The 24,464-nt window shown below is 48.3% G+C and carries 27 protein-coding genes; 5 read left to right on the forward strand and 22 right to left on the reverse strand.

The window, feature by feature from the left end:
* Window positions 1–19: 19 nt before the first annotated feature.
* The 4 genes from M2387_RS03880 to M2387_RS03895 are packed head-to-tail and all read right to left on the reverse strand — an operon-like array spanning window position 20 to window position 2,333.
* Window positions 20–490 (reverse strand): DUF1284 domain-containing protein, encoded by a 471-nt coding sequence (locus M2387_RS03880; RefSeq protein WP_259047301.1) that lies wholly within the window; start codon window positions 488–490, stop codon window positions 20–22.
* Entirely contained in the window at window positions 491–1,099 is a 609-nt protein-coding gene (locus tag M2387_RS03885; protein ID WP_259047304.1) for an energy-coupling factor transporter transmembrane component T family protein, read from the reverse strand.
* A complete protein-coding gene (locus M2387_RS03890) occupies window positions 1,096–1,761 on the reverse strand; it encodes an energy-coupling factor ABC transporter ATP-binding protein (RefSeq protein ID WP_259047306.1) in 666 nt (221 codons plus the stop codon). The genes M2387_RS03885 and M2387_RS03890 overlap by 4 nt, the downstream gene beginning before the upstream one ends.
* Before the next feature lie 47 nt (window positions 1,762–1,808).
* On the reverse strand, window positions 1,809–2,333 hold the full coding sequence (locus M2387_RS03895; RefSeq protein WP_259047307.1) for a biotin transporter BioY: 525 nt from the start codon (window positions 2,331–2,333) through the stop codon (window positions 1,809–1,811).
* A gap of 263 nt (window positions 2,334–2,596) precedes the next feature.
* Between M2387_RS03895 and M2387_RS03900 the strand changes: the two genes are divergently transcribed.
* The 3 genes from M2387_RS03900 to M2387_RS03910 are packed head-to-tail and all read left to right on the forward strand — an operon-like array spanning window position 2,597 to window position 5,543.
* Window positions 2,597–3,298, forward strand: a complete 702-nt coding sequence (locus M2387_RS03900) for a nitroreductase (RefSeq protein ID WP_259047308.1) — start codon at window positions 2,597–2,599, stop codon at window positions 3,296–3,298.
* Window positions 3,295–4,437, forward strand: a complete 1,143-nt coding sequence (locus tag M2387_RS03905) for an AMP-binding protein (RefSeq protein WP_259047309.1) — start codon at window positions 3,295–3,297, stop codon at window positions 4,435–4,437. Before M2387_RS03900 ends, M2387_RS03905 begins: the two co-directional genes overlap by 4 nt.
* Window positions 4,434–5,543: a thiolase family protein gene (locus tag M2387_RS03910; protein WP_259047310.1), complete on the forward strand. Its 1,110-nt coding sequence runs from the start codon at window positions 4,434–4,436 to the stop codon at window positions 5,541–5,543. Before M2387_RS03905 ends, M2387_RS03910 begins: the two co-directional genes overlap by 4 nt.
* Window positions 5,544–5,603: 60 nt before the next feature.
* On the opposite strand, the gene M2387_RS03915 is transcribed toward M2387_RS03910, so the two are convergent.
* A complete protein-coding gene (locus M2387_RS03915; RefSeq protein ID WP_259047311.1) occupies window positions 5,604–5,780 on the reverse strand; it encodes a hypothetical protein in 177 nt (58 codons plus the stop codon).
* Between the two features lie 148 nt (window positions 5,781–5,928).
* Here M2387_RS03915 and M2387_RS03920 point away from each other — a divergent pair, with 148 nt between their 5' ends.
* Complete coding sequence (locus M2387_RS03920) at window positions 5,929–6,144, forward strand: hypothetical protein (protein WP_259047312.1); 216 nt, start codon at window positions 5,929–5,931, stop codon at window positions 6,142–6,144.
* A 57-nt stretch (window positions 6,145–6,201) separates the two neighbouring features.
* Window positions 6,202–7,209, forward strand: a complete 1,008-nt coding sequence (locus M2387_RS03925; RefSeq protein ID WP_259047313.1) for a hypothetical protein — start codon at window positions 6,202–6,204, stop codon at window positions 7,207–7,209.
* A gap of 594 nt (window positions 7,210–7,803) precedes the next feature.
* Here M2387_RS03925 and M2387_RS03930 read toward each other — a convergent pair.
* The 17 genes from M2387_RS03930 to M2387_RS04010 all read right to left on the reverse strand — a co-directional run bounded on the left by M2387_RS03930 (window position 7,804) and on the right by M2387_RS04010 (window position 24,444).
* Window positions 7,804–8,124: a FaeA/PapI family transcriptional regulator gene (locus M2387_RS03930; protein ID WP_259047314.1), complete on the reverse strand. Its 321-nt coding sequence runs from the start codon at window positions 8,122–8,124 to the stop codon at window positions 7,804–7,806.
* A gap of 840 nt (window positions 8,125–8,964) precedes the next feature.
* Window positions 8,965–9,702 carry an SDR family NAD(P)-dependent oxidoreductase gene (locus M2387_RS03935; RefSeq protein ID WP_259047315.1) on the reverse strand — a complete coding sequence of 246 codons (738 nt, stop codon included), beginning with the start codon at window positions 9,700–9,702 and terminating at the stop codon, window positions 8,965–8,967.
* A gap of 1 nt (window position 9,703) precedes the next feature.
* A complete protein-coding gene (locus tag M2387_RS03940; protein WP_259047316.1) occupies window positions 9,704–9,955 on the reverse strand; it encodes an acyl carrier protein in 252 nt (83 codons plus the stop codon).
* Window positions 9,956–9,971: 16 nt separating this feature from the next.
* Window positions 9,972–10,778 (reverse strand): MaoC family dehydratase, encoded by an 807-nt coding sequence (locus tag M2387_RS03945; RefSeq protein WP_259047317.1) that lies wholly within the window; start codon window positions 10,776–10,778, stop codon window positions 9,972–9,974.
* On the reverse strand, window positions 10,775–12,028 hold the full coding sequence (locus M2387_RS03950) for a beta-ketoacyl-[acyl-carrier-protein] synthase family protein (RefSeq protein WP_259047318.1): 1,254 nt from the start codon (window positions 12,026–12,028) through the stop codon (window positions 10,775–10,777). Before M2387_RS03950 ends, M2387_RS03945 begins: the two co-directional genes overlap by 4 nt.
* The gene (locus M2387_RS03955; RefSeq protein WP_259047319.1) at window positions 12,015–13,412 is read right to left on the reverse strand and encodes a TolC family protein; all 1,398 of its coding nucleotides are present in this window, start codon (window positions 13,410–13,412) and stop codon (window positions 12,015–12,017) included. The genes M2387_RS03950 and M2387_RS03955 overlap by 14 nt, the downstream gene beginning before the upstream one ends.
* Complete coding sequence (locus M2387_RS03960) at window positions 13,409–15,352, reverse strand: ABC transporter permease (protein WP_259047320.1); 1,944 nt, start codon at window positions 15,350–15,352, stop codon at window positions 13,409–13,411. Before M2387_RS03960 ends, M2387_RS03955 begins: the two co-directional genes overlap by 4 nt.
* Window positions 15,352–16,512, reverse strand: a complete 1,161-nt coding sequence (locus tag M2387_RS03965; RefSeq protein ID WP_259048278.1) for an efflux RND transporter periplasmic adaptor subunit — start codon at window positions 16,510–16,512, stop codon at window positions 15,352–15,354. The genes M2387_RS03960 and M2387_RS03965 overlap by 1 nt, the downstream gene beginning before the upstream one ends.
* Window positions 16,509–18,620 (reverse strand): peptidase domain-containing ABC transporter, encoded by a 2,112-nt coding sequence (locus tag M2387_RS03970; RefSeq protein ID WP_259048280.1) that lies wholly within the window; start codon window positions 18,618–18,620, stop codon window positions 16,509–16,511. Before M2387_RS03970 ends, M2387_RS03965 begins: the two co-directional genes overlap by 4 nt.
* Before the next feature lie 9 nt (window positions 18,621–18,629).
* The gene (locus tag M2387_RS03975; protein ID WP_259047321.1) at window positions 18,630–19,580 is read right to left on the reverse strand and encodes a lysophospholipid acyltransferase family protein; all 951 of its coding nucleotides are present in this window, start codon (window positions 19,578–19,580) and stop codon (window positions 18,630–18,632) included.
* A 2-nt stretch (window positions 19,581–19,582) separates the two neighbouring features.
* Window positions 19,583–20,251 (reverse strand): DsbA family protein, encoded by a 669-nt coding sequence (locus M2387_RS03980; protein WP_259047322.1) that lies wholly within the window; start codon window positions 20,249–20,251, stop codon window positions 19,583–19,585.
* Between the two features lie 188 nt (window positions 20,252–20,439).
* Window positions 20,440–20,637, reverse strand: a complete 198-nt coding sequence (locus M2387_RS03985; protein WP_259047323.1) for a DUF4762 domain-containing protein — start codon at window positions 20,635–20,637, stop codon at window positions 20,440–20,442.
* 107 nt (window positions 20,638–20,744) lie between these two features.
* The gene (locus M2387_RS03990; protein ID WP_259047324.1) at window positions 20,745–21,356 is read right to left on the reverse strand and encodes a helix-turn-helix domain-containing protein; all 612 of its coding nucleotides are present in this window, start codon (window positions 21,354–21,356) and stop codon (window positions 20,745–20,747) included.
* Between the two features lie 82 nt (window positions 21,357–21,438).
* Window positions 21,439–21,987 carry a fimbrial protein gene (locus tag M2387_RS03995; protein WP_259047325.1) on the reverse strand — a complete coding sequence of 183 codons (549 nt, stop codon included), beginning with the start codon at window positions 21,985–21,987 and terminating at the stop codon, window positions 21,439–21,441.
* A gap of 9 nt (window positions 21,988–21,996) precedes the next feature.
* A complete protein-coding gene (locus M2387_RS04000; protein WP_259047326.1) occupies window positions 21,997–23,052 on the reverse strand; it encodes a fimbrial protein in 1,056 nt (351 codons plus the stop codon).
* On the reverse strand, window positions 23,052–23,684 hold the full coding sequence (locus M2387_RS04005) for a fimbrial protein (protein ID WP_409039520.1): 633 nt from the start codon (window positions 23,682–23,684) through the stop codon (window positions 23,052–23,054). Before M2387_RS04005 ends, M2387_RS04000 begins: the two co-directional genes overlap by 1 nt.
* Before the next feature lie 16 nt (window positions 23,685–23,700).
* Window positions 23,701–24,444, reverse strand: a complete 744-nt coding sequence (locus M2387_RS04010) for a fimbrial biogenesis chaperone (protein ID WP_259047328.1) — start codon at window positions 24,442–24,444, stop codon at window positions 23,701–23,703.
* Between the last annotated feature and the right edge of the window lie 20 nt (window positions 24,445–24,464).

The following is a 24,464-nucleotide window of genomic DNA, read 5'->3' on the forward strand; positions in this document are numbered from 1 at the left end:
GGAAGGCTTAACACTGATATTATAGCCGCCGATTGACGGCAATAATCTGCTTGTCATGTTCAAATGTATGGGGTTTAAGCCGGGTTTGACGAAAATCATTTTCGGCGATTTTATTACAGTGTGCCAGCCAGCTACAGGATTGACAGGCTGTGCGTATCTCGCCGGATAAAAATGCCCGGCGCAGACGTTTGACATTGTTGGCATCAAACACAATCCTGTGCCCCGGGCTGAGATCCTCATCTAACAGTCGGCCTATATCGGCTAATGCCTGACCGTCAATTTCACTGGAATGGTCGTCCGCACAGTGGAAATCAGGCTGGCAGAGCATGGGCTGGCAAACATCATCGGCTCCGGCCACAATCACCGCCTCTTCTCCACGCGACAGTCTGCGCACAATACGATTAAAGTTAAGCGAAAAGTCCGGAGTGTAGCCGTTTCCTTTATAGGTTAAAAGGCAGAGTAAATGATGGCCACGCAGTCGAATTGTCATTTATCTGTCATCCTGGAGGTCAGGAGAGCGGGCTCGAATAGCCTCAGAAATCTGGTCACCCGACTTGAGGATCCTGACAATAAGTGGAACCAGTAACGCGAGTAAATTCTTGTCCAGACCTCGTGCACGTTGCGCCATGCGCACCTCGTCAAAAAGGGTGCGGATCATCGGAATAAAACGCAAAGAAAGCGAGATAGCCAAAGCAATTTGCGCCGCGGGTACCCAGCGTGGTGCAGAGCGCAACAGCCTCATAATACCCTCGACAAACTCGCTTGACCGGGTCGTGGTGGTCACAAGGTGGGCTGCCAGAATAAGGCAGGCGAAGCGGATGAGAATAAAGATAGCCAATGAGAGTTCAATAATGAGCCACTGGAAAATAAATATGGCTGTCAGAACAGGTATTGCAGGTCGGATCCCTTGTAAAATCTGGCGCCAGCCTAAGCCTGCCGCCCAATAGCCCAGTAAAAGAAGGCCGCTGGCCGCGGCTAACCACTCCCAGCGTTCAAATACAAATACCACGGAACAATAGACGGCTAAGCAGACGATTTTTAAGGCTGGTGTCGCCCGATGAACAGCGCTGCTGCCTGGAAGATAGCTATCGGATATCACGCATATTCCTCAATATAGCTATCAAGCACGGTATCTGGCGAGCCATCGTGCTTGATTCCGCCCCCGGCGATATGGATAACTCTGTTAAACCGGCGCAGCAGCTCCAAATCATGGGTAATCATCACGACCTGCTGAGAAAGGCTATCAATAGCGTCAATCAGCATTCGTTTATTTTTCAGGTCCAGAAGCGTAGTCGGTTCGTCAAAGACAATCACTCGGGGCTTCATAACCAATACCCCCGCCAAGGCAACCATTTGACGTTCCCCACCGCTGAGCTGATGGGCAAAACGGTTAAGCAGAGGGCCAAGTTTGAAACGCGTGACCACTTCATCCAGGCGTTGGTTCATTTCTGTCGGCGATAAGCGCAGATTTTTAAGGCCGAACCTGAGGTCTTCCTCCACGACAGGATAGACGATTTGATTGTCGGGATTTTGAAAAACAAAGCCTACCTCGCGGCGACGCGCCTTGACGTCCTGCTGACCATTGTAGTTAATGTGTCCGGAGGTCGGTATCTCTAGCCCATTGAGTAATTTAGCAAAAGTGCTTTTACCTGAACCATTTAACCCGATGATACCGACGCGTTTTTCATCAATTGTGGTGGATATGTTTTGCAGTAAAAAACGATGGTCTTTTTTTACTGCGACCTCAGTAAACTCAAACATACCCAGTTTTTCTCGTGTTATTCATTATTCCTGCCAAATATCGGTATTCAGGACTTAGCGCTGATAAGGGGGTAAGACCGGCGTACCGAAAGGGTCACACCCGCGGCAATCGTAGCTTTAATAATATCGCCGATTAAAAATGGCGTACTGCCCAAGGCAACGACGCCGACCGGAAGATGAGATACCGCAGCATTCCATGGAATACCAATCAGATAGATAATGCCTATTCCACCTGTGCAGATGGCGACAAAGGCGATAGCAAAGTTCAGCCGCAGCCAAAAACGCTCAACCAGCCAACCCACTACCGCGGCGCAGAAGATCCACCCGAGTAAATAACCTCCGCTTGGACCAAAAAAGACCCCAAATCCTCCTCGACCACCGGACAACAGCGGTAAACCCACGCTGACCAGGACAACAAAAAGCACCATAGAGAGCGCGCCACGCCGCGCACCAAGAATACTTCCCGCAAGCATCGGGCCCAAGGTTTGCGCCGTAATCGGCACGCCGATAGCCGGTAGCTGAATCGGGGGGAAAATACCGAGCACGGTAGTCAGTGCCGCAAACATAGCCATAAAAACAATATCCCTGGTATTCACACCGACACTCTCTTATCTCTCATCATATTTTTATGTTCCTTAACCTAACCAAGGGACAATTCAGCTACGCTGCGATCGGCTAGCCAAATGTTACTTTGCCTTTTCCCCATCAGGTAAGAGAAAAGTATGCAAACAATCATACATAGTTGTAAACTAATAAATCAATATTAGGTTTACAATATAGCCCTTCCCTTTTAACTGGCAAACGGCTTTATGGCCATTAAGTAGAATGACTGTCTATGGATATCCAGCATCACCCCTTTTCCCAGTTGCTGTTAAATCGCCACTCGTGTCGGGATTTTTTACCTGAGGCTGTTCCCCAAAGCGTAATAAAAAAAATGATAGCGCTGGCGCGAGCAGCTCCGAGCGGCGCTAACTTGCAGCCCGGCAAATTTCATGCATTGACAGGTGAACCCCTGGGACACCTAGTCAGAGAATTGGCCGATTTTAGCGCCAGTAACCCACCTGAACCCGTCTCTTATAGCTATTTCCCTCAGCCTATGCCGGGCGAGTTGAAGCTGCGCCAGCGGGAAGCGGGCTACGCGCTTTATGGTGCTTTAAATATTCAACGTCGTGATATCGCCGCACGTAAACAACAGTTTGCCGCAAATTACCGTTTTTTTGATGCGCCAGTGGGCATAGTAGTGACCATCGACAAAGAGATGGGATCAGGATGTTTTATGGATCTAGGCATGTTTATGATGAGCTTCTTGATGCTAGCCGAAAGCGCCGGCTACAGCAGTTGCGTGATTGGTGCATTGAGCAACTATGGAGCAGCAATCCACCGGTTATTGTCTTTGCCTGCCGATGAACAAGTGGTGTGCGGGATTGCTTTAGGCCGAGCCAACCACCAGGCCGCGGTCAATCAATTCCGCACCAGCCGAATAGCGCTGGAAGATTTTGCCACCTTTCAAGGATTTAAGCGTCGGGAGATACAGTGACAAGCTTAATTCACTATCACGGCCTGCCGATTGAACAGGCTCATGGCGATACACCCCGGGCTCTGCAATTACTTGCAGAGCTATGCGACAAGCAACGCAGCTTTCGCGCTCTGCAGCAGTCACCCTGGATAACCCCTCTGGAAGGCTATCACTATATCGAGTGTTCCACCGGGGGTACCAGTGGTGCAGCCAAAATTATTCGTCGTCACTGGGATTCATGGCAATGCTCTTTCAGGGTTAACCAGAGCCACTTTAATCTCAGCATCGACGATCGTTATGCGGTATTTGGCGAGTTAAATCATTCTCTGGCGCTGTATGCAATCTGCGAGTCAATCGCGTTAGGTCTTCCCGTAGAGGTTCTTAGCCGTATGCGCCCACGCTCCCAGCTAGCCCGGCTTATCGGGAGCGGCGTTACAGTACTCTATATTACGCCGACTCAACTGCGTTTATTAATCGCGGCCGGTGAACCTTGCCCTCATGTACGTCTGATCCTCTGCGGCGGGAGTAAGCTCGATGTCCGACTGCTTGAACAAACCAAGCAGAACTTTCCAAATGCGCGTATTCATGAGTTTTACGGTGCCTCTGAAACCAGTTTTATCACGCTCAGTGACAGCAATACGCCGCCGGGCTCAGTAGGAAAAGCCTATCCCGGCGTGGATATTATCATCAAGAATATCTCTCAGCAGGTCGGGGAAGTTTGGCTGAAAAGTCCCTATTTATTTGAAAACTATGCACAGGGAAGCAGCGATGAAACCCGCTATTGCGCAGGCTATATCACCGTCGGGGAAATGGGGCGCCTCGATAGCTCAGGCAATCTGTGGCTTTATGGCCGTAAAAGCCGCATGGTCACATCCGCAGACAGTAATGTTTATCCCGAGCGGGTTGAAGCCCTGTTAAGTCAGCTAACAGGCTCTTTATGCGCCGTGATTGCCCGTCCGGACAGGCTACGAGGGTGGGTATTATGGGCTTATATACAAGGCACCCTGAGTGACGGACAAGAGCAAAGCCTCCGTCAGGCCATTCGCCAGCAGCTAGGCAGCATCATGGAGCCGAAAAAGTTCTTTGGGCTGACGTGCTTTCCACAGTTACCCTCAGGCAAGCCTGATTTGCAAAAACTTGAGGCAGGGTTAACTTTATGAGCGTGATCATTGCCGCCCGCAGAACCGCTGTGGTGCCGCGCGGAGGGGCATTTCAACATCTTTCCGTCTACCAACTAGCCGCGCCTGTTATCCAGAGCTTACTGGAACAGAGCGGTATCGCCCCCCAGGAGGTTGATCAGATTATTGTCGCCAATAGTCTTGCAGGTGGGGGTAACACGGCCAGACTGGTTGGATTAGCCGCCGGGATCCCGCAGGTATCGGGTATCTCGATTGATACCCAGTGTACCGGAGGGCTGGAGGCTCTGAGGCTGGCCTCAGCATTAGTGGATGCCGGTGCTGCCGAGATTGTCATCGCTGGTGGCGCTGAAAGCTACTCACGCAGGCCGCTGCGGGCGAAAACCTTTGCCGATGGACGTACGCCTGAGTTTTATTTACGTCCCGCTTTTACCCCGTTTCCCGACAGGGATCCCGATATGACCGAAGCGGCTGAGGCCCTCGCCGCCCGCTTTGGTATCACTCGCCAACAGCAAGATGACTATGCCATCGCCAGCCACAGTAAAGCGCTGTCATCCCGAGCGGATCTGACCGCTGAGATAGAACCGCTGGAAGCAATAGACATGGATGTTTACACCCGCAAGTTGGGGAGTAAATTAGCCGCCCGTTCACCCATACTGGCGGGCAGCGTCAGCCTGGCCTCCACGGCGATTGAAGCTGATGGAGCAGCTTTTTGTCTGGTCGTTTCCCAAGCCGTGGCTAAAAAACTCAACATCGGTTTTATGGCGGAAATTAGCCACTACGTCAGTGTTGGTGCCGATATTAATCTACCGGGCCATGCACCCGTCGCCGCGATAAACCAGCTCTTTGCAGACCGGCCACAAACGGACAGGCGGCGCTGCATCGTTGAGATGATGGAAGCCTATGCCGTGCAAGCTATCGTCTGCCTGAATGAAACCAGGTTAAATCATCATCGAGCGAATCTTGCGGGCGGCGCTCTGGCGCGCGGCCACCCGATTGGTGCCTCCGGGACTATTCTGGCCTGTCGCCTGTTCCATGGTTTAAAAACCGCCGACTATGGGCAGGGGATCTGCGCGATTGCCGGTGCCGGTGGGCTGGGAGCAGCCATGTTGCTCACGGCTAAAAACTGACTACCCCCCTTCATTCAGCACAACCGTAATGACAGAAAATATCGGCAGATGTAGGTATTTTTAATATTTCTGTGGGCTAACAGGGGCAACCTGCTCCTGTTCGATCCAGGGTAGATTCGCCAGATCGTTGTAGAGTGCTAAAATAGCTGGATAGTGTCTTGCTGATTCAAGCGCCTGCATTAATTCAACTACCGGTTTATCAACGAGTTCGTCATCAGCCTGAATCCGTGCTTGCACCTCCACCCCATAAGGTATGGCTGGGTAACCCTGATACTGAGTGGGAGCGGATGATCGAACTTGAACTGAGGCCTAATCCACTGATAGTTGATTCTCTTCTTCACCAAGTCAAACTGTCTCAATTAATCATTTTTTTGAGACAGTTTGTATGCCGATTAAATCCCCTCTTAACTGCTCCAATTTAGCGATTTCGCTAGCGAGTGGCGGTAGTATCCGTGTGCTGGAAGATAAGGGCGCAATCTACGGTTTGATGTATTCCAGTACCGGGTTTGAAACGGGCAACAAACTGCTTATATTGCCCAATTCAATCTATGATTATGTCGCTTCCCTGCCTGCCGAAGCAGACAAACACAAATTGACTTGAGCCCTACCAGCCCTTATAGATAAGCGTAATGCTATAAAATTTCTGGAAAGTTAGCTTATGCACTCGCAGGATCCTCTTCAGCAAGCCGTTAGTGCTTCGGTAAAAAAATCACTGACTTTCGATGTGTTGTATCAGGTTATCAGGCCGGATATATCAGCCTTTGTCGCGGTTAGTGTGAAGCTCCCTTTAAAAAATCTGGATGACTGGGAACGGGCGATCCGCTACGCGATTTCATCCTCACTGCAAAGCGCTCGTTCTTCACGGGCACGGTTTAATCATGTCACGATGGGTTCTCTCCGCTGGCTGGATATCTGCAGTGCTGATGGTTTCAGGCGGGAGGCAGCATTACGAACATTATCAGGTGGGGCACCCGGCAGTTTTTTATTTGCTCTGGTGGTTCGCAGGCTTAATGACTGGGTTCCTCAGGTAAGGGAAGCGGCACGTGACGCATTACCTCTACTTGCTGAATATTCGGATCCGGAGATTATCGTTGATGTCCTGTTTGCCATATTTCCCTGCTGGTCTTCATGGGGAAGAATGGGGGATGCAGAAAAAAATACTCTGCTACACATTCTCTTAACAGAGAAAGTGGCCGAGTCTCTTACAAGGCGGTTGATCTCGTCAACACAGGGGCCTGCTGCCAGGGTATTTATGCAAGCCGGCCGGACAACTGCCCTGGATGCCTTTTTGACTGAGATCGCGGGCTCAGCGGTTCAACCTTCTCTGCGAGCCAAAGCTTATCGCTGCCAGTTTGAGAGAAGATTTGTCTGGGCTGAGGGAGTGACCTGGCAGTGGATTGATAAAGCCTATGGTATCAAACGTAGTGTCCCGGTTTTAAAAGAGCGAAGGATAGACACCGTAAAACCATTTATTGAGAATTTAAGAATGGCAGCAACTGACCGCTCGCCTGTAGTACGTCGTATCGCGGGTGAAATGCTCATTAAAGAACTGGCTAATATCGGAGATGAGGCGTTCAGACTGGCAACATTGCTGGCATCGGATACATCACCCTCAGTCGCAGAACGTGGAAGGTATGCGCTGGCCGATTTAGAGAAGCAGATTTAATTCGGTAATACTGACATTCTATTATTTAATATAAAATCCCGTTTCATTTTAACTATCGAAATGAACTCGATATTACCGCTCATCAATATCATGTTAGATTTTCCGGAATATTCACATTAAGGCTGCATATTTTCTTATTGGTTATTCACGTTACGCAACCGTTTACTATAATCAAATAGTTTGAGTATAAAACCTTCAGGCTCACTCAATGCGACCTGAAGGCTGTTTCAAAAATCAGAAACCCGGCTCGTAATATGAGGGTTTACACTGGATATAATACAAACCTTAAGCACCAAAAAATCAAAGCGCATTGTTTAAGATCATATCATTTAATTAATGCGTTATAGATGACTAACCCTTTTCCACTCCCTTCATTGAAACCTATTATAAGATCTTTCCAAAACATATAAGAATATTTCTTAGTATTTGTATGAATACTTCCTGTATTCACAATAGCAATAACCCACACCATGATTACGAAAATATTGATATTCTTTAGGTTATCAATAGGTTTGAGGTATCAGATGCAGGAAGCTGAGGTTAAACAGGGTCTGTCTTTATAGTAAAAGCATCGCTCTTGTATGATGATGATTTTTAATCATTATGTTTATTAAAGAAGTACCATTTATGATGTTTACCCACTTTGATTCTAATCACCTGACCACACTCCTCAAGGGGTAAGAGCAAGTGCCTGACTTTATATATCGACATTTCACATTTATCGGCTAGTTCACGTGTCAGAAGCCCATCAGGTTGATGTTCCTTTAGTACGTAAAGAATATCTTCTTGTTCTGGTACATTTACCCCAGAGAAATCATTGATGCCCATCGCGTTCATTAATGCCTTTAAACTTTCAATAGCAGTACCGGAACTTTGATGAGAATCAAAGTTCGAGGATGCCGTAGCAATTTTCATGAGCCTATACCTTACGTCATTCAACCAAATTAATAATAGTATAAATTGCTGCAATCTAAACAGCAATATAAGCTTAGTATTTTGATTTATATAGCACATTCATCTGTTTATTAACTTTGCCATCACAATTACTTTTGAGATATAAAAATTATTTTTTTATTCCTCATAGAAATAAAAACGATTAAACACCACTCTTAGATGCATGATCTCTTTGATTGAAAAAAAATAAAACATGTCAGAACGACAATAAAAAACCTAGCATACAGTAAGTTAACTTCCAATGTCGTACATTACATTTCATAAATCTTCAGCAGACAATCTGATAGTGCTGTTTGATAATTGATGATCATGACGGTATTACAAATCAAAACAGCCATAACAAGCGTAGTTTTTACAACCAAAAAAACAATAAAATGCAGAACAAACACAATGTCAGGGAATTTAATTTATTATCAACAATAAGAATATTTAACAATATTTAAAACAGCTAGCCCCTGCCTTTACCAAAACTATATGCGATAATAGCATTTAATCACACCATCTTAGTAACAAAAGTCATAAAAATGTTATCCGCACCGCTAAAATTTAAAAACATATTTTAATTTAACGCGCAAACGGTTACTTACTATTATAGTGGCCAGGAATATTCAGTTTATTAATCGCGATTTATCTTATCGCCTAAGATAACTTTTCATTGGTATCGATATATTAACTTCCGATATTATTTTTCATAGCAACATTCATCATTAAAATTAACCGTAAAGTTAAGCAATAACCGGACGAGTGAACCGCTGTCAGCCATTCACTCATACTTACGGTTCTGCTTTATGCAGACGGTTCTCAGACACTCAGCCCCCCATCCAGCACCAAAGTTTGCCCGGTCATATATTGACTCCCCTCACCGATTAAAAAAGCCACGGTCTGGAGCACATCGTCAGTTTCTCCCAGTCGGCGCAAAGGAATGGACTGGCGTAGCTGTTTTAATTTTTCTTTCGGGATATCGTCCAGCATCTCAGTGCGGATAAGTCCTGGCGCGATACAGTTCACCCTGATGCCAAAGCGCGCTACTTCCAGCGCCAGTGAACGGGCCATTCCGCTCATCGCTGCTTTACTCGCAGCATAGGCGGTCTGGCCGATATTCCCTTTCAACGCACTGACCGATGACATCAGCACAACAGAGCCTCGTTTCTGCATCAGCATGGCCGGGAGCAGGATGCGGTTCCAGTTAATCAGCGAGATAACATTGGTTTCCAGCACTTCACGCCAGAGCGCGGCATCCTGATGAATATGCAGTCCGTCCCGGGCGACACCGGCGTTATGGATTATCGCTTCCGGTGCCCCCCACTTCGCCAAAAACGTTTGCGCCAGTAGCTCGACGCGCGACTCATCATTACCGTCACAGGATACTCCCTGTACCCAGTGATGGGTATTACCCTCAGCAGCCTGAGCCTGAGTCTCGTGGATAGCGCCTTCGTTACGGCCGGTAAACACCACGTTGTAGTTTTCCCTTAACCCTGTGACCAGCGCCCGACCAATACCCTTACTGCCTCCGGTAATCAGTATCCATTTTCTGTCCATATTAGTTGCCTGACTCATTAACGATATGCTGACAGAGTTCACCTACGGTGATAGCCGGGTTTTGGATAAACCAGTCTGCTTCGAGGGTTACGCTGTATTCACGTTTTGCCAGTACCATTAGTTCAACGTAGTCGAGACTGTCTAATTTCAATCGCACCAGCGGCGTCTTTTCATCGACCTCATCAGGCTCCAGATCTTTGGCATCACAAATCATTTCACAAACTTTTTCCACAACTTCATCATATACAGACATAAACTTTCCTTAATTATCAATGTTTAATTGGACCAACTTTTAACGTAACGACATTTGTCATCACCAAGTCATTCAGCTGTGCGCAAGCAGCAATTCGCACGATCGCCCCCTGCTCAATCTCACCAACTACCAGTGAGGGCAGTAGCCAGAGTGAGAGCGATTCGGGTGAAACAGGCAACTGCTGTTCAAGAAGACGCGTATCGAATACCACTTCCTGATGCGTTTGCAGTACCGGATAATGCGTAAAAATTTGCTGCAACGAGGTATCTTCCTGACCCAGCAACGCCGCGATATTCTCCTGGCGTAGCAGCGCGCTATCGCAAATTAACTGGCGAAAAAGCAGGGCATCGAGAAACTGCCATAGCCCCAGATCAGGCCAGGCTTTGCTGAAGTGGGATTGCAGCGAGAGTAGTGTCTCAGCCGTTATTTTTCCGGGCTGTTTGCCCTGCAAGGGTTCTGGTGCAGCGGCAAGACTCATCTGACATGACATACACACATCATCGCTGTGCGAATGGCTGACTGATGCGCTCGCCAGGATCCGATTTTTTGCGACTCCCGGCGTGAGCTGCCAGTCCGTCTCGCACCAGAGTGGCTTGCGCAGGCGAACCTGACACTTCAGATAACCTTTAGTGTCCATTAGCGAGTGGGGTAACCCCGTCTGAACAGCGCGCTTCACATCCAGCAGCGCACGCATCCCGTGGACGCTCAGCTTGCTCCCCCCCATGGCGCGCGCAGCCTCAAGGCTGAAATGAATAGGATTGTTATCACCCGAAAATGCCGCCCACTGCTGGGCATCGGTAAGGGTGTAGGGCAAGGTTCTCACGCGTGTTTCTCCAGAATCAGCGCTGCGTTTGCACCACCAAAACCGAAGCTAAGATTCAGCGCCCGACGAATTTCTCCCTGACGATGGCCTTCGGAAATATAGTCCAGATCGCATAGCGGGTCGGGTTGGGTTAAGTGTGCTGTCGCGGGCATGATGCCGGTTGCCATCGCTTGCAGGCAGACGATGGTTTCAAAACTTCCTGCGGCAGCAATCAGATGTCCGGAGTAAGCTTTAGTGCTGGAAATCGGGATCCGATAGGCTTCTTCCCCCAATGCCTTTTTCAGCGACTGGGTTTCATTAGTGTCGTTAAGTGTGGTCGACGTACCATGAGCGTTAATATAGTCAAGATCCGCAGGCTTAAGGCCTGCACTGTCTAGCGCCCAGCGAATAGTCTGCTCACGTGCCACGCAGTCTTCTGCCGGAGAAGTGAAATCTACCGCGTCCGAGAAATTGGCATAACCGGTCACTTCTGCAAGGATAGTGGCTCCACGCTCGAGTGCACTTTCACGCTCTTCCAGGCACAGTACCGCGCCGCCCTCAGACAGGACAAAGCCACTGCGGTTCAGGCTAAACGGGCAACTCGCCTGCTCCGGCGATTCCGTTTCCCGGCTCAGGGCGCCTAGCACATCAATATTCCAGATAGCACAAACACTGGTTAATGACTCCCCGGCACCTGCCAGCATCATACTGGCGCGCCCTGAACGAATGGCCTCAAAGGCCTCACCAATCGCAATAGTACCGGTGGCACACGCCGCGACCGGCGTATTTTGATATCCGCGTAAATTCCATAGCTGACTACAGGCTGCGGTGGTGACATTCGGCATAGAGAAAAAACAGTTAAACGGAGAAGAGACGCCGGTCCTGTCGAATTCGGGTGCAGCCAGATAGCTTTCATCCAGACCCGCCCAGCCAGTACCGATGATGGCACCGCACATCAGAGGATCGTAGAACGCAGCGGGTAATTCACCGGCGAAAGCCATCGCCATGGCTTCCCGCGCGGCAGCCAGAGCCAGACGAGCATGGCGTGGCAGACGTCGACGAATCACGGCAGGAACTCCCTTAAGGCTGGGTTCGTTTTCCACCAGCCCAAGAAAATGGGTGTGGATATCATGGGACGACAGATCGACATAACTGTAGCCATGACGATAATCCATAATGGCCTGCCAGCTTTCGGCAGCATTATTACCAAGGGGAGTCACCGCGCCATAGCCGGTTATCACCACGCGATTAGGAGATTTACTGTGACGCATTCTGGGATGTCCTCTGTTGTGAATTATTGCCGCCCTGCGCCAGCCATAGCTGTAAAGTGGCATAAAGGTAGTCGTACTGGTTTTGCGCAAGACTATTCTGCACATCAAGCAGTGCATCCTGGGCATTAAGTAGGGTCTGGTAATCCACGGCCCCTGCACGGTAGCGACTTTCGGTAAGGGTCAGACGCTGCTGGCCCAGTAATAGTGACTGCTGGAGGCTTTCACGCTGCTCGTTAGCGCTCAGTCGTTTTTCCATCGCGTTATCCACTTCTGACAACGCGGTATAAGCCGTACGACGGAAATTCACCGCCTCTTGCTGCACCTGCAAGCTGGCTTGCTCCACAGTGAGCTGTACTGTATTCCACTGAATAAAGGGGACACCAACGCTGCCGCCGACAACCCGTAGCGGATCGTTAAACCACTGGTTAAAAATCTGACTTCCGGCACTTAACGTTCCCTCTAATGAAAGCGTCGGATAGAAGCTCAGGCGCGCCGCGTCCGATCCTGCTAATGCTGCACGCAAACGGGACTCTGCGGCCTGCAGGTCAGGCCGGCTGGCAAGTACCACCAGCGGTGTGACAGTATCAATGGCAACCTGCTGATGCAGATCTAAAGTCTGAGCCTCATCGCTATGCTGGGCCGGAGGACGATTAAGAAGTAGTGCCAGCGCATTGCGCGAAATCGCGAGCTGTTGCTTTAATTTCAACAACGTATTCTGGCGATTAATGACAACCTGCCGGGACTGCAGGACATCCAGCAGACTAATTTTTCCTGCTCGTTGCCAGGACTCTATTTGAGTCAGCGTCAGTTTCGCTATCTCCAGACTGCTTTTCTGGTAATCAACCTGCTGATTAAGCATGGCAATATTCCAGTAAAGCTGAGCCGTGGTATCAATAGTGGACAGAATCGTTGCCTGGTAGTCCTGTTCGCTGGAAATCGCATCCCATTCACTTTTCTCACGCACCCGCGCCAGTTTTCCCCAGAGATCCAACTCATAGCTCAGGGACAAAGAAGTACTGTAATTTTCCCGGGAACTGCCACTTTTTAACGACTGTGAACTGGAGCCCGTACTGCTAAGGCTGACATCCGGGCTGATATTGGTTTGCGCTAATCCGGCCGCAATTCGTGCCTGTTTAAGGGTCAAGGCAGCAGTAGCCAGATCGTTATTTGTTTCCAGCACCTGCCCTATGACTCTTGAGAGTCTTGGATCGTCGAAACGATCCCACCAGCGGTTATTTATAGTCTCTGAGGAGTCTCTGCCAGGCTCTTCGCTACGCTGCCAGTTGTCAGGAACCGACAGCAGCGGACGCTGGTACTCGCTGCGCGTCAGATTTCCGCAGCCAGCCAGCAAACCCATGAATATGAATAAAATCAGCGGTTTCATTCTCGTGCCAGCGCCTCCGTAGGATTCAGGCGTGCCGCCCTACGCGCCGGGAAATAGCCGAAACTCAGACCAATCAAGGCGGAAAACCCACAGGCCAGAGCAACGGGTTGCCAGGTGAAGGCCAGGGAAAACTCCTGCGTTAACAGGGCAAACAGGCTACCGACCGCCCAGGATCCTAAAACACCTGCCAGCCCGCCAATCGAGCAGATCATGACTGCCTCAATTAAAAACTGATGCATAATATCGGAGGGGCGTGCGCCTACGGAGAGTCGGATACCAATCTCGTGGGTTCGTTCGGTCACCGAAACCAGCATGATATTCATCACCCCGACGCCCCCAACCAGCAGGGAAATCGCCGCAATGGCTGTGACCAGTAGCGACATAGAGTCGGAGGTTTTTTGCAGTGCCTTGGAGAGCTGATCGTCGGTTTGAACAAAGAAATCTTTTTTACCGTGTTCACGGACCAGATGCCTTTCCGCTCTTTGTGCTGCCTGCTGTGGTGACAAAGTATCCTGAAAACGCAGGGTCAGTGCCTCCAGCGGTTTATCGCCAGAAATACGCTGGAGCAGTGAAGTGTAGGGGATCCATGCCGACATAAAACCACCGACCACCTTCGGTCCCGGCTTACTCGCGACACCAATCACTCGCCAGGGCGCACCGGCGATTTGAACTATTTTATCCAGCGGATCTTCATTTCCAGGGAATAACGCCTCTTTGCTGATTCCATCCAGTACCAGTACGGGTTCCCGGTCATCGACATCGCGTCCCGTAAAACCGTTACCGTGGCTAAAGCGAACACCCTGTAATGAGAAATAGTCGGCCGAAACGCCGGTCAGCAGAATGGAAGACTCAAGTCCGTTACTCACGATAGTCGTCATACTAGTCACTATCGGCGATACGCCGGATACCCATGACTGTTTATCCAGGCTACTGACATCATCCAGCGACAGGGCACGTTCCATATCGGGTCGGTTACTGCCCCAGCCGGTACCGGGGCGAATTTCGAGGGTGGTATTACCGAGTTTGCCAATTTCGTTCATGATGGCCTGTCGGGCCCCCTCTCCTACCGCCATTGAGGAGACGACGGATGCGATACCGATAATAATTCCCAGCATTGAAAGAAAGGCACGCATACGGTGACCCAGTAACGAGCGCCACGCCATGCGTAGCGACTCTCCCACGCTGCGTAATAATGAAGCACGGCCATTATCCTGAACCTCGGGCAAACGCTGAATATGACAACTTACAGCCTGGCGCTGCACATCATCAGCAATAATGTTCCCGTCGCTAATTTCAACGATCCGCTGTGCCTGACGAGCCACGTCACGATCGTGAGTTACGATGATAATCGTGTGTCCGTCAGCATTAAGCTGGTGCAACACATCCATCAGAGCCCGGCCACTGGTACTATCCAGGGCTCCGGTAGGTTCATCAGCAAGAATAATTTGCGCACCATTAATCAGTGCCCGGCAAACGCTGACTCGCTGTTGCTGTCCGCCTGAAAGTTGGGCCGGTTTATGCTGCAGACGGGTTTCAATCCCCAGCTTTCCTGCCAGCAGGGCAATGCGTGCATGACGTTCAGCTGCAGGCATCGCGGTGTAGAGCGCCGGGATAGCAATATTCTCTTCTGCCGTTAAATAAGGCATCAGATGATAACGCTGAAAAATAAATCCAAGCCAGCGGCTGCGTAGTTCAGCGAGCGCCGCGTTATCGGCCTGATGGATAGCAATCTCGTTAATATAAACTTCGCCACTACTGGGTTTATCCAGACAGCCAATAATATTCATCAAGGTTGATTTGCCTGAACCGGAGGCGCCCATGATCGCAACCATCTCACCGGGCATCACGGTCAGAGAGACTGATTTGAGCACCGGGATCGTCTGCATCCCGGCAGTGAAAGAGCGGGTGACATCTTTCAGTACGATAATTGGCTTAGTCATCAGGCCGCCCCCGCATCCTGAAGAATAACCACGCGTTCACCGGGCTCAACGCCCTCAAGCACCTCAGCATACTGACGATCGTTAATCCCTATACGGACGGTTCTTTCCTCACTCCCTTTCTCATTTTGTACCCTCACCTGATAGAGAGCATCTCCCAGAGAGCGTCCGAGGGCAGCAACCGGTATACGCGTCACCTGATTTGCCTGGGCGATACGAATAAACACCTGAGCGGTCATGGAGGTTTTCAGTAAGCGCTGATGATTATCAACTTCAAAGGTGCCGTTATAATAAATAGCGCTACTTTGCTGATTGCTGGCAGCACTACGGTTATTTTGTTCTTCAAGTGCCTCCAGGGGGGCGGGCTGAACATAACCAAGCTGTCCTTCATAGCGTGTTTTAGGATCGGCGATAACGTAAAACCAAAGCGGCTGGCCCGGATGGATTTTCTGAATATCCGCTTCAGAAATGCGCGTTTGCACCTGCATTTTATCAAGATCGGCAAGCACCAGAATCGTGGGTGCAATTTGCGAGGAGACGATGGTTTGTCCTTCATGCGTGACAATACCCAGTACTTCTCCGTCCACCGGGGCAACAATTCGGGTATAACCGAGGTTGGCGCTGGCAGTTTGTACACTCATTTGCGCCTGGATAATCTGCGCTTCATTGACCGCTATCTGCTGAACCTGCGCGTCATACTGGGCCTGAGCCTGTTCGAAATCGCTGTTAATCCCCGAACCATCGCGTTTCATCGCTTTTTCACGTGCCAGTGCTTTGCGGTACTGCACCAGGCTGGCCTCAGAGGCCAGTTTCTGCGCTTTGGCTATAGAGAGTTGCGCGGTGGCATTACGTAGCTCCGAAAGTTGCAGAGTTGGGTCAATTTCGGCTAATAACTGCCCTTTTTTTACCCGTTCCCCCTGCTGCACGTACAGCTGGCGTAGCTGACCGCTGACCTGGGCACCGACACTGACCTGAACGGCAGGTTTAATAATACCGCTCGCCAGTACCACCTTCTCAATATCACCTCGATCGAGAACCGTAGTATCAAGTGATTCAGCGGTAACCGGCTGCGCTCGCGGGTAAAAAATGGTAGTGATAATCGCCAGGATAACAGCCAGCACAAACAGCAATATCTTAGGGCGACGCAAAAACTCTTGCATTATTGACACTCCACTTCCTGCCCGACATCGCGCAGTTCACCTTCACTCAGGCGATAAATGCGACTGAAGTGGTGCAAAATCGACTCGCTGTGTGTCACTACAATCAGGGTTTTACCCTGCTCACGGCAATGCTGACACAATGAATCAATCACTGCCTGTGCGGTTTCATCATCCAGATTGGCGGTGGGTTCATCGAACAGCAAAATAGGACGCGTGCTGTAGAGAGCTCTTGTCAGCATCAGGCGCTGACGCTGGCCCAGAGATAGTGCCGAGTGGCTTTCGCGGATCAACGCTTCCATTCCGCCAGGCAATGCCTGAACCACCGGTTGCAGGGACATTTTACTGACCAGCGCTTCCACTCGACTACGGTCGCTGTCACTGTACCAGGGATCAAACAAAGTAATGTTTTGCAGGACGGAGGCGTTAAACAAAATGTCTTCCTGGCTCTGCAGCCAGATTTGTGACGCCAGCTGCTTGCTGCTCACTTCGTTATCGTTCAGTAAAATTTGTCCACTCTGCGGATTAAAAAGTCCGGCCATCAGTCGCAGTAATGTACTTTTCCCGGCACCCGAATCACCAATGATCGCAATTTGCTCTCCGGGTTCGAGAGTGAGATCAATGCCATTTAATACTGGCCTTTGTGGGCTATAGTGAAAACTCACCCGATCGAATCTCAGCCGAGGAGTACTGTCCCCGCAGCGAGGCGTGAAAACGGGTAAATCAAACTTCTGCTTCATAAACAAGCCCTGTGCACGCGTATCAATCACATGTAACTGTGATTTGCTGATCACCGCATAGAACATGCGCGTAACATAAGAAGCAAAGATCTGGCGTAAAAAACTGTAGGCGAAGAAGTCACCCAGCGAAATCTGTTTAGCCTGCACAAGCGGCAATACCACCAGCATAAAGACCACCATTTCAATACTGCCGGTCAGCTGGTACAGGCCTTCTTTAACTTGCTGATAGACTTTCTGGCGCTGGAGGCAGGTGAAAAAATCATGGGATAACCGGGCAAACTGCGATTTACGCTGCATCTCCAGCCCGCCGGTTTTGATGGTTAATACCCCCTGCAGGGTCTCCATAAAGAAATCATTCAGTGTTGCACTTTTAAGCTGTAGCTGTTGTGTGTACCAGCGATCGCGGAATATCGCCCAGACGCTAATCAGCCCCATTACCATCACTCCGACCACAGAAATCAGTGCCAGAACCGGGGAAATCCAGAACATGATACCGAGAGCGATGACACAAATAATCCAGTCCGAGCGCAGGCCGTTATCCAGCTCGATTTTTTGTAGCATTCCGCTCTGCCAGGCAATAAAGCGGCTGAAAATATCCCCTGGCGCTCGTTTTTCAAAAAAGTGCAGCGGATTATTCAGTAACCGGGAAAATCCAATGTTGCTATTTAACAGAACAAAGCGCCGGATGAAGCGTTCGCTAATGATCCTGACCCCTAATGCTAATAGCGTGGAGACAACAAAAGCTAAAATAAACCACAGATAAGGAAATGGCGTATTTCGGGTGTCAGAGAACGCATCGTTGATTGCACTACTGACCATGGTTGGCATCAAAAATAGCGTGAGCGACACCAGGAAAGTTAATAGCATCAGCTTATAAATGCCGGGTACCGCCGCAGTCTCTTTCAGACTCATCGCCCGGGGCATTTCTTCCTGTATCCCAGCGAGAACAGGATCCGCGTTTGTGATTGCTGCGGCGGGGTCTTCAAGGATCAGCGCATAACCGCTAATCTCTTTTTTTAATGCCGAGAACGGTAACCACTGCTGGCCAATCGCCGGATTCATCACGCATACGTAGTCCCCTTTGCGCCAGGCCAGCAAAACATAGTGACTGGCACCGTAGTGCAAAATAGACGGGAACGGCAGCGCATGGAGTTCATCGTGATCGAACAAAACCGGGGCGGTCGCAATACCGACCTGTTGCAGAATGACGGATAAATCACTCAATGAAGTCCCATGATCGGAGGCAGGGAAAATTTCCCGCAATGCCGGGAGAGAGCAGGCTATATTTTGTGTTTGTGCCAGCATTGAAATACAGGAGAGACCACACTCATTGGTCTCTTCCTGAAATACCATATCAGGGATAATTGTGTTCATCATTATGCGTCAGTGATTAATAAAATAGAGCGAGTGACTGTGCCATAACAGCCAATCCTGCGGATAATCACGCAGGGTGTTTTCGATAATTACAGGTAAATTTTTTGTGACTTCTTTAGGCGTTAACGGGGAATATATTTTTATTTTTATTCCTTGCTGATAATAGAGGTGATAAAAAACCACCTGTGCCGAGACAATACGTGAAAATCGCTGTACGCCGTTGTGTAATTTCGCAGGACGACCAAATATCCGGCAGGCTATTTTTCCGGACTGAGCCTCGTGGGTCTGCACGGTATAGTCGGCAGGAATATCCGGAAAAATAATCATATTTTCCTGCCCCTCCGAGACGTTAGCCATTAATGTCATTAAAGTACTGGCCAGTGAGGTATTATCCTGATGGATAGAGCAATACGAGAGCGCAACGCCGCCCAGATGACGACTGGCAAGGGTATAGCTTTCAGCACTGGAAGAGACCACTACACTGGCTTTTCTTGCCCCGACTCCGGCACCGACTATCGCCGCCAAAATATCTGAGACACAATGCAATGGCGCGAGAACAATCGGTGTCTTTTGTGCCGCCAGAGGGGCAACGACAGTATCAAGCTCTGTGATACAAGCCTGTATCTGAGCCAGTGCAGCAGGATGTTGTCCCCAGGTTGCTCCCATCTCCAGCAGCTGACGGCGCATCGCTATCCATCCGGCATCAATTTGTCCTTCAGCACCGGTCAGGCAACGGTAGTTTTGTGTTGCCACAGCAGTACGTCCACGGTATTTGCGGCCCACTAATCGCAACTGACACAGGACATGCACGACGTTGATCAAAAGCGGCATAGGTATATAACGCATCATCCTGCGCATCGTTTTTTGGCTGACATCCGTCAAAGGTAAGTGATAGCTGGTAAGCTTTGCGCACCATTTTCTGACGCTAAAGACGCTCCAGACCACCAAAAAACGTATCAAGATCACTCCTTAGTCTGAGTGAGTAGCTGACGCATATAGTCGCCAAATTCAGGAAACTGACGATCCTTCGCGACAACGACTTTTTTATTAATAATAAATAGCGGTGTCGCATTGATTTCATAGAGTCTGGTGATACTTGCCATATATTCCAGCCGATCGGTAACGGCTTTGCTCTGGCGAGTCTGATGATATTTCGTAACATCAATATTATTTTTTTCCAGCCAACTGTTGAGTTCATTATCATCAGTTAAGTTAATCCCCCGAGTCATCACGGCATTAAATGCCCGATCGCGCATTTCGCGCTCCAGACCCATCACTTCGAGAGTGGCAAAAACCGGCGCATACACTGCAAGGCCATTTCTTTCAGCATTAATATGAATGACTTCAAAAGTAATATCTTCTGGAAGCGTGGCGGCGAATGTTTCAATATCCTCTTCATTCGCTGCACAGTAGTGACAGCCATAGGACATCACTTCAATAATACTGTTCTCATTTTTTATTGGACTACTGGCAACGGTTGCGCTATCAATTTTGCGCAGCATTTCAACCGAGTTATTCGCCTGTGAAAAGGTGTTAAATACAAAAACATGGTAACACAGCACGGTAATCAGTGACGAAATTAACGCCACCAGAAACGTGTAACCAACAGCGGTAATAGGTTTGATCTTCATACTGGTAATTGATTCTCAAAAATAATATTTATACCCTGAATAATTCAAGGTGCTATACAGGTTAAAAAAGACTGTCGATGGGTATAAATACACGACTGATTTAACGTGATAAACGCCAGCAAGACTAAGGTGTAGCGAGCATTAATATATGGAGAGTACTCTCTCCATATATTAAGCTAGCTGCGTACTTAGTTTGGTATTACACACATACCTTTAGCAGCATTTTTCATGGTCACTGTAGAGTTACCATGTTTATCAACACAGGTGGTCACTTCTTTACAAGAATTAGCACCACCAACGCCCACTAGTTCGTAAGAACTGGTACAAGTATCTTTACAAGTTCCACCAATAATAGACGCTGCTTCAACCATACTTAATTTTTTCATTTGTGATTTCCTTAACCTTTTATATTAAAATACATTAATTTAATTGCACTTACCTACTGGCTTAATTATTCGCCAGTAATTCTTTCGATGTCATCTTTCACGCAAGATTATGCGCTAGGCGTCTCAATGATCTGTTTGAAAATACTAAATAACTCGACATTATTTTTAGCATTCAATTTTTTCATCAGTTCCCTTTTACAGCGACTCAAGCGACGAACATCAATTTCTTGCTCAGCGGAAATCTGTGATAATGACTTCCCTTTGAGTATTTCTTCCATTAACCACCAGTCATCACCAGAGATACTGTTATTAAAATCTCTCTTCAGCCAGGCCTGGCGGGTATAATTAATTAATGAATGGCTAAAGAATACTTTTTCTTCTGCCGAAGAGTCAGTGTTCTGAATAAATCTTAACAAATCATCCAGTGATTCATGCTTCAATAACCAGCTTGCCTCAGGGAAAATAGTATGCAGTGCAAAAAATAGCGAAATATTATTTTTCCCCAATAACAGAACCAGCTGCTGATTTTTCTCGCAGTAGCACTCTTTAATGGTATGCAATGCGTTAATACGCTCATCCGGTAAACTATCAATATCACAGAGGATACAACGTTGTTCATCTTCCTGTGCGGGCAGACGGAGTGTATCGATTAATTGAGAAAAAGCTTCAAATTTTGAGAATGCAAATTTTTCTTCACATGGCGAAAAATCGGCTACCATAGAGCGTACACCTTCAGTGAAAAAGATGTTTTTTGCGTAAATAAAAAAATGGCGGCTCATATTTAACCAACTTAATTCTGTGTTACTGATAATTTAAGGTGTAATTCGCGGTTGCGCGAAAAGCACCAGTTTGTAAGGTTTTATTACTCAAAGCATCCGGTTCGCCTTCCACAAAAGCCTTAAAATTTAACTGCATATGACCGTCAGAAATAGCCAGAGCAGTGGTCGGTGTATTCAACAAAATGGCTGTACCATCATTTTCTTCAAAACCAATTCCAATCCCACTGGCAGAATTGGGTGAGACCGGCGTTATCGCCAGGCGATTGGCCATAGAGCCATTTTCCATGCCACTAAAGGTTACCGTGACAGAATTAAAGACCGCCTTACTGCAACCTTCTAACTCAATAACAAATTCTTCAGGTGCTGATTTCTCATACGTATAAAGCGTACGGGTTGATATCTGATTAAAATCCACCGTAATACTTTTCGACGAAGGGACAATGCTGCAACTCTGGGCAACCACGACGCCCTTAAACTTTAAATCGCCACCAATCAGATCGCCGATAGCCTGCACCGGAGTCGCCATTGATATTGAATAGACAAATATTATTGATGCGATTATCTGACGCATATTGCCCCCTTACTGAAACTCAGCGACCACGGTGGCCGATGCCTGAAACTCACCTTCAAGAACATCGGTTCCGGAGTTCGCAATTGGTGCAGCGGTCAGATTCCAGGTACCCTGGTTATTTACAAAACCCGGGATATCATAAAAGGTATTCGCAGCAACTAATTTCCCCGCTGAATCTTTCATGATAATTCCAAGATTTGAACGATCGACGCTTCCAGTCGTACCCAAATAGTCGTGATTAAAACTGGCAGTATCTGCCTGCTTAATTCCCATGCGAATATTCAATTTGCCTGTTGCGAAACTTCCACCTTCGCACTTAACTTTTATGGGTACAGCCTGACTGTAATTACTGCCATTAAGCAATGAGCCCGATCCTGGGATGGTCTTAAAATCAACCGTGATAGGTGAACCTGAATTGACAATGCATTTATCCGGAACCGTAATAACACCAGAGTTTATCGAAACAATGGCCATAGGCGTTGCACTCATTGCTGTGGTGTAATTTCCCACACGACCATAAAGTTTAGCGAGTTCAGCCCCACTCAGGTTGATACCATTGATAATGGGTTTGGTGATCATAAACGTCACTTTACCCTTAGCACCGGAAGCAAACGAATCGTCCATCCTTACGCTTGGTGGTGTACAGGCATTCTGATTCACAGCGTTCGACAGATTATTAAAGGGTACTGAAATGTCACGCTGTACGTTACCGCCAATGTAAATATCAATTTTCACATCCATATAATCATTGAGTTTTAAATAACCTGCGGTCTTTCCCGGCTGAAGTATCGAAGCAGTCGCCGTATAATAAACCGGCTCTTTAGTCATATTTCTTGAGCAACTGATCACAGCGGAATATACCGTACCTAAATCAAATTGGTTAAGAACCGTGGCCCCAGCCCTGTTATTCGTAATATTCGTATTGCTGATATTAATGTTATACATTTTAGGACCACCTACCGGCGTAATTTCTCCTTCAATCACGGCACTGCTTTGCAGAGAGAATAAAACGCCACAGAGAAAAATAGCGACGCGAGACTTCCGCCCGATCATTATTGTCGCCATTACTGATACTCCATTTTTAAACGTAGCAGCCCGTTAAAATGACCGGCAGTCACGGTTTGGCCGGTTGACTCCAGCGCCGCATGAAAAATCTGACTACTATCTCCGGATTTCACCAGAAACGGCGACTGGGTTTGGTTAATATCCATCGCTCGCTGGTTAGTGTCCAACAGACGAATACCCGCGCCTGATGTTGTCCCTGTCAGGTGCAATAGCTGAGAGTTGTTCTCGTCAGAATCGCCGACCATCGTCATCTGCACAGCCTGTTCGGCATTGTTGGTGTAGCTGTGTTTATTGTCGCCGATGGTTTTTGCCGAGCCGCTGTCGCGCGCCTGAGAGGCACCTTTCAGACAATCTCTGAATTCAACACGAACCTGCGCAGGCAGGCTACGGTCACCTGACTGATGAAAAGTACCCGCACTCATTTCACCCAGATCTACCGTTTGCAAACGACTCTCGGGAGCCAGTACACAAGGAGAAGCATAAACAGAACCATGGAAAATCACGTTACCGCTATCTTCGCTTTGATGTGTCTGATCCTTATGCTGAGGTAATGTCGGAACATTAATATCGGCCATCGTGGACTGACTGGTACTGAACAGAAACAGAGCTAATAGCGTTAAACGTATTTTCATCATCAGGTTCCTCTCTTTACTCTTGCTGTGCTGGCGGTAAAGCTTTACAAGTATTGCCTTCACAGTGATATTTCAGTTCAGGGTGACCGCCGTAGTCATTGACGTACATCATGGTAAAATCACCAATGCCAGCATCGGTTACGCTAAATTCCAGGTCAGATTTTGGTGCAATCATGATTCCCGGAAACTCCGTTATTTTGTCGCCCTTGATGCGGTTCAGGCTAATAATGGTGATGTGGTAAGGTGTCGGGTTTTGGGCATTCATCTTGTTACCCATTTTTTGAAACACCACCTGATCCTGCCAAACCTCACTTTTGCTTTTTGGTATAATTGGCGTCGGACGATAAAACAGCTTAATCCGCGATTGCATTGCTAATTGCAGTACGTTCGGCTTATCTGGTTTCGGTGGGATCTCACGCACGTTTAAATAAAACAAACTTTCGCGATCCTGAGGTAACTGGTTAATACCATCAGTTTTAGTGACGCGCGCAACGCCCTTCTGGCCACCATTAATTCGCTGTAACGGCGGTAACACCAGCAGTGGAGAGGTAATTTTATTACCTTTGCTGTCTTCCACCCATGACTGAGCCAGGAAAGGAATATCCGGGCTGGTATTGCTCAAATTCGCGCTCGCCGAGCTGTCTTTACCGGTGATCACTAACCGGGTACGATCCAGTGATACCCCTGCCTGTGCGCTACTACTTACGGCTGCCAGTATCAGAATCCCCATCCAGCAGCGCTTATTATTTGCTATGTTCATTTTTAGCCTTTAATTACAGT

This window comes from Klebsiella sp. BIGb0407 (genome assembly GCF_024807845.1).
Classification (GTDB): domain Bacteria; phylum Pseudomonadota; class Gammaproteobacteria; order Enterobacterales; family Enterobacteriaceae; genus JGM124.

What these genes read in the sequence shown, in the direction of transcription:
- M2387_RS03925 (WP_259047313.1), top strand. Translation starts at nt 6,202, where the DNA reads ATGCACTCGCAGGATCCTCTTCAGCAAGCCGTTAGTGCTTCGGTAAAA.
- M2387_RS04000 (WP_259047326.1), bottom strand. Translation starts at nt 23,052, where the DNA reads ATGGCGACAATAATGATCGGGCGGAAGTCTCGCGTCGCTATTTTTCTC.
- M2387_RS03895 (WP_259047307.1), bottom strand. Translation starts at nt 2,333, where the DNA reads ATGGCTATGTTTGCGGCACTGACTACCGTGCTCGGTATTTTCCCCCCG.
- M2387_RS03900 (WP_259047308.1), top strand. Translation starts at nt 2,597, where the DNA reads ATGGATATCCAGCATCACCCCTTTTCCCAGTTGCTGTTAAATCGCCAC.
- M2387_RS03940 (WP_259047316.1), bottom strand. Translation starts at nt 9,955, where the DNA reads ATGTCTGTATATGATGAAGTTGTGGAAAAAGTTTGTGAAATGATTTGT.
- M2387_RS03890 (WP_259047306.1), bottom strand. Translation starts at nt 1,761, where the DNA reads ATGTTTGAGTTTACTGAGGTCGCAGTAAAAAAAGACCATCGTTTTTTA.
- M2387_RS03985 (WP_259047323.1), bottom strand. Translation starts at nt 20,637, where the DNA reads ATGAAAAAATTAAGTATGGTTGAAGCAGCGTCTATTATTGGTGGAACT.
- M2387_RS03970 (WP_259048280.1), bottom strand. Translation starts at nt 18,620, where the DNA reads ATGAACACAATTATCCCTGATATGGTATTTCAGGAAGAGACCAATGAG.
- M2387_RS03960 (WP_259047320.1), bottom strand. Translation starts at nt 15,352, where the DNA reads ATGACTAAGCCAATTATCGTACTGAAAGATGTCACCCGCTCTTTCACT.
- M2387_RS04010 (WP_259047328.1), bottom strand. Translation starts at nt 24,444, where the DNA reads ATGAACATAGCAAATAATAAGCGCTGCTGGATGGGGATTCTGATACTG.
- M2387_RS03935 (WP_259047315.1), bottom strand. Translation starts at nt 9,702, where the DNA reads ATGGACAGAAAATGGATACTGATTACCGGAGGCAGTAAGGGTATTGGT.
- M2387_RS03990 (WP_259047324.1), bottom strand. Translation starts at nt 21,356, where the DNA reads ATGGTAGCCGATTTTTCGCCATGTGAAGAAAAATTTGCATTCTCAAAA.
- M2387_RS04005 (WP_409039520.1), bottom strand. Translation starts at nt 23,684, where the DNA reads ATGAAAATACGTTTAACGCTATTAGCTCTGTTTCTGTTCAGTACCAGT.
- M2387_RS03955 (WP_259047319.1), bottom strand. Translation starts at nt 13,412, where the DNA reads ATGAAACCGCTGATTTTATTCATATTCATGGGTTTGCTGGCTGGCTGC.
- M2387_RS03980 (WP_259047322.1), bottom strand. Translation starts at nt 20,251, where the DNA reads ATGAAGATCAAACCTATTACCGCTGTTGGTTACACGTTTCTGGTGGCG.
- M2387_RS03930 (WP_259047314.1), bottom strand. Translation starts at nt 8,124, where the DNA reads ATGAAAATTGCTACGGCATCCTCGAACTTTGATTCTCATCAAAGTTCC.
- M2387_RS03950 (WP_259047318.1), bottom strand. Translation starts at nt 12,028, where the DNA reads ATGCGTCACAGTAAATCTCCTAATCGCGTGGTGATAACCGGCTATGGC.
- M2387_RS03880 (WP_259047301.1), bottom strand. Translation starts at nt 490, where the DNA reads ATGACAATTCGACTGCGTGGCCATCATTTACTCTGCCTTTTAACCTAT.
- M2387_RS03995 (WP_259047325.1), bottom strand. Translation starts at nt 21,987, where the DNA reads ATGCGTCAGATAATCGCATCAATAATATTTGTCTATTCAATATCAATG.
- M2387_RS03920 (WP_259047312.1), top strand. Translation starts at nt 5,929, where the DNA reads ATGCCGATTAAATCCCCTCTTAACTGCTCCAATTTAGCGATTTCGCTA.
- M2387_RS03910 (WP_259047310.1), top strand. Translation starts at nt 4,434, where the DNA reads ATGAGCGTGATCATTGCCGCCCGCAGAACCGCTGTGGTGCCGCGCGGA.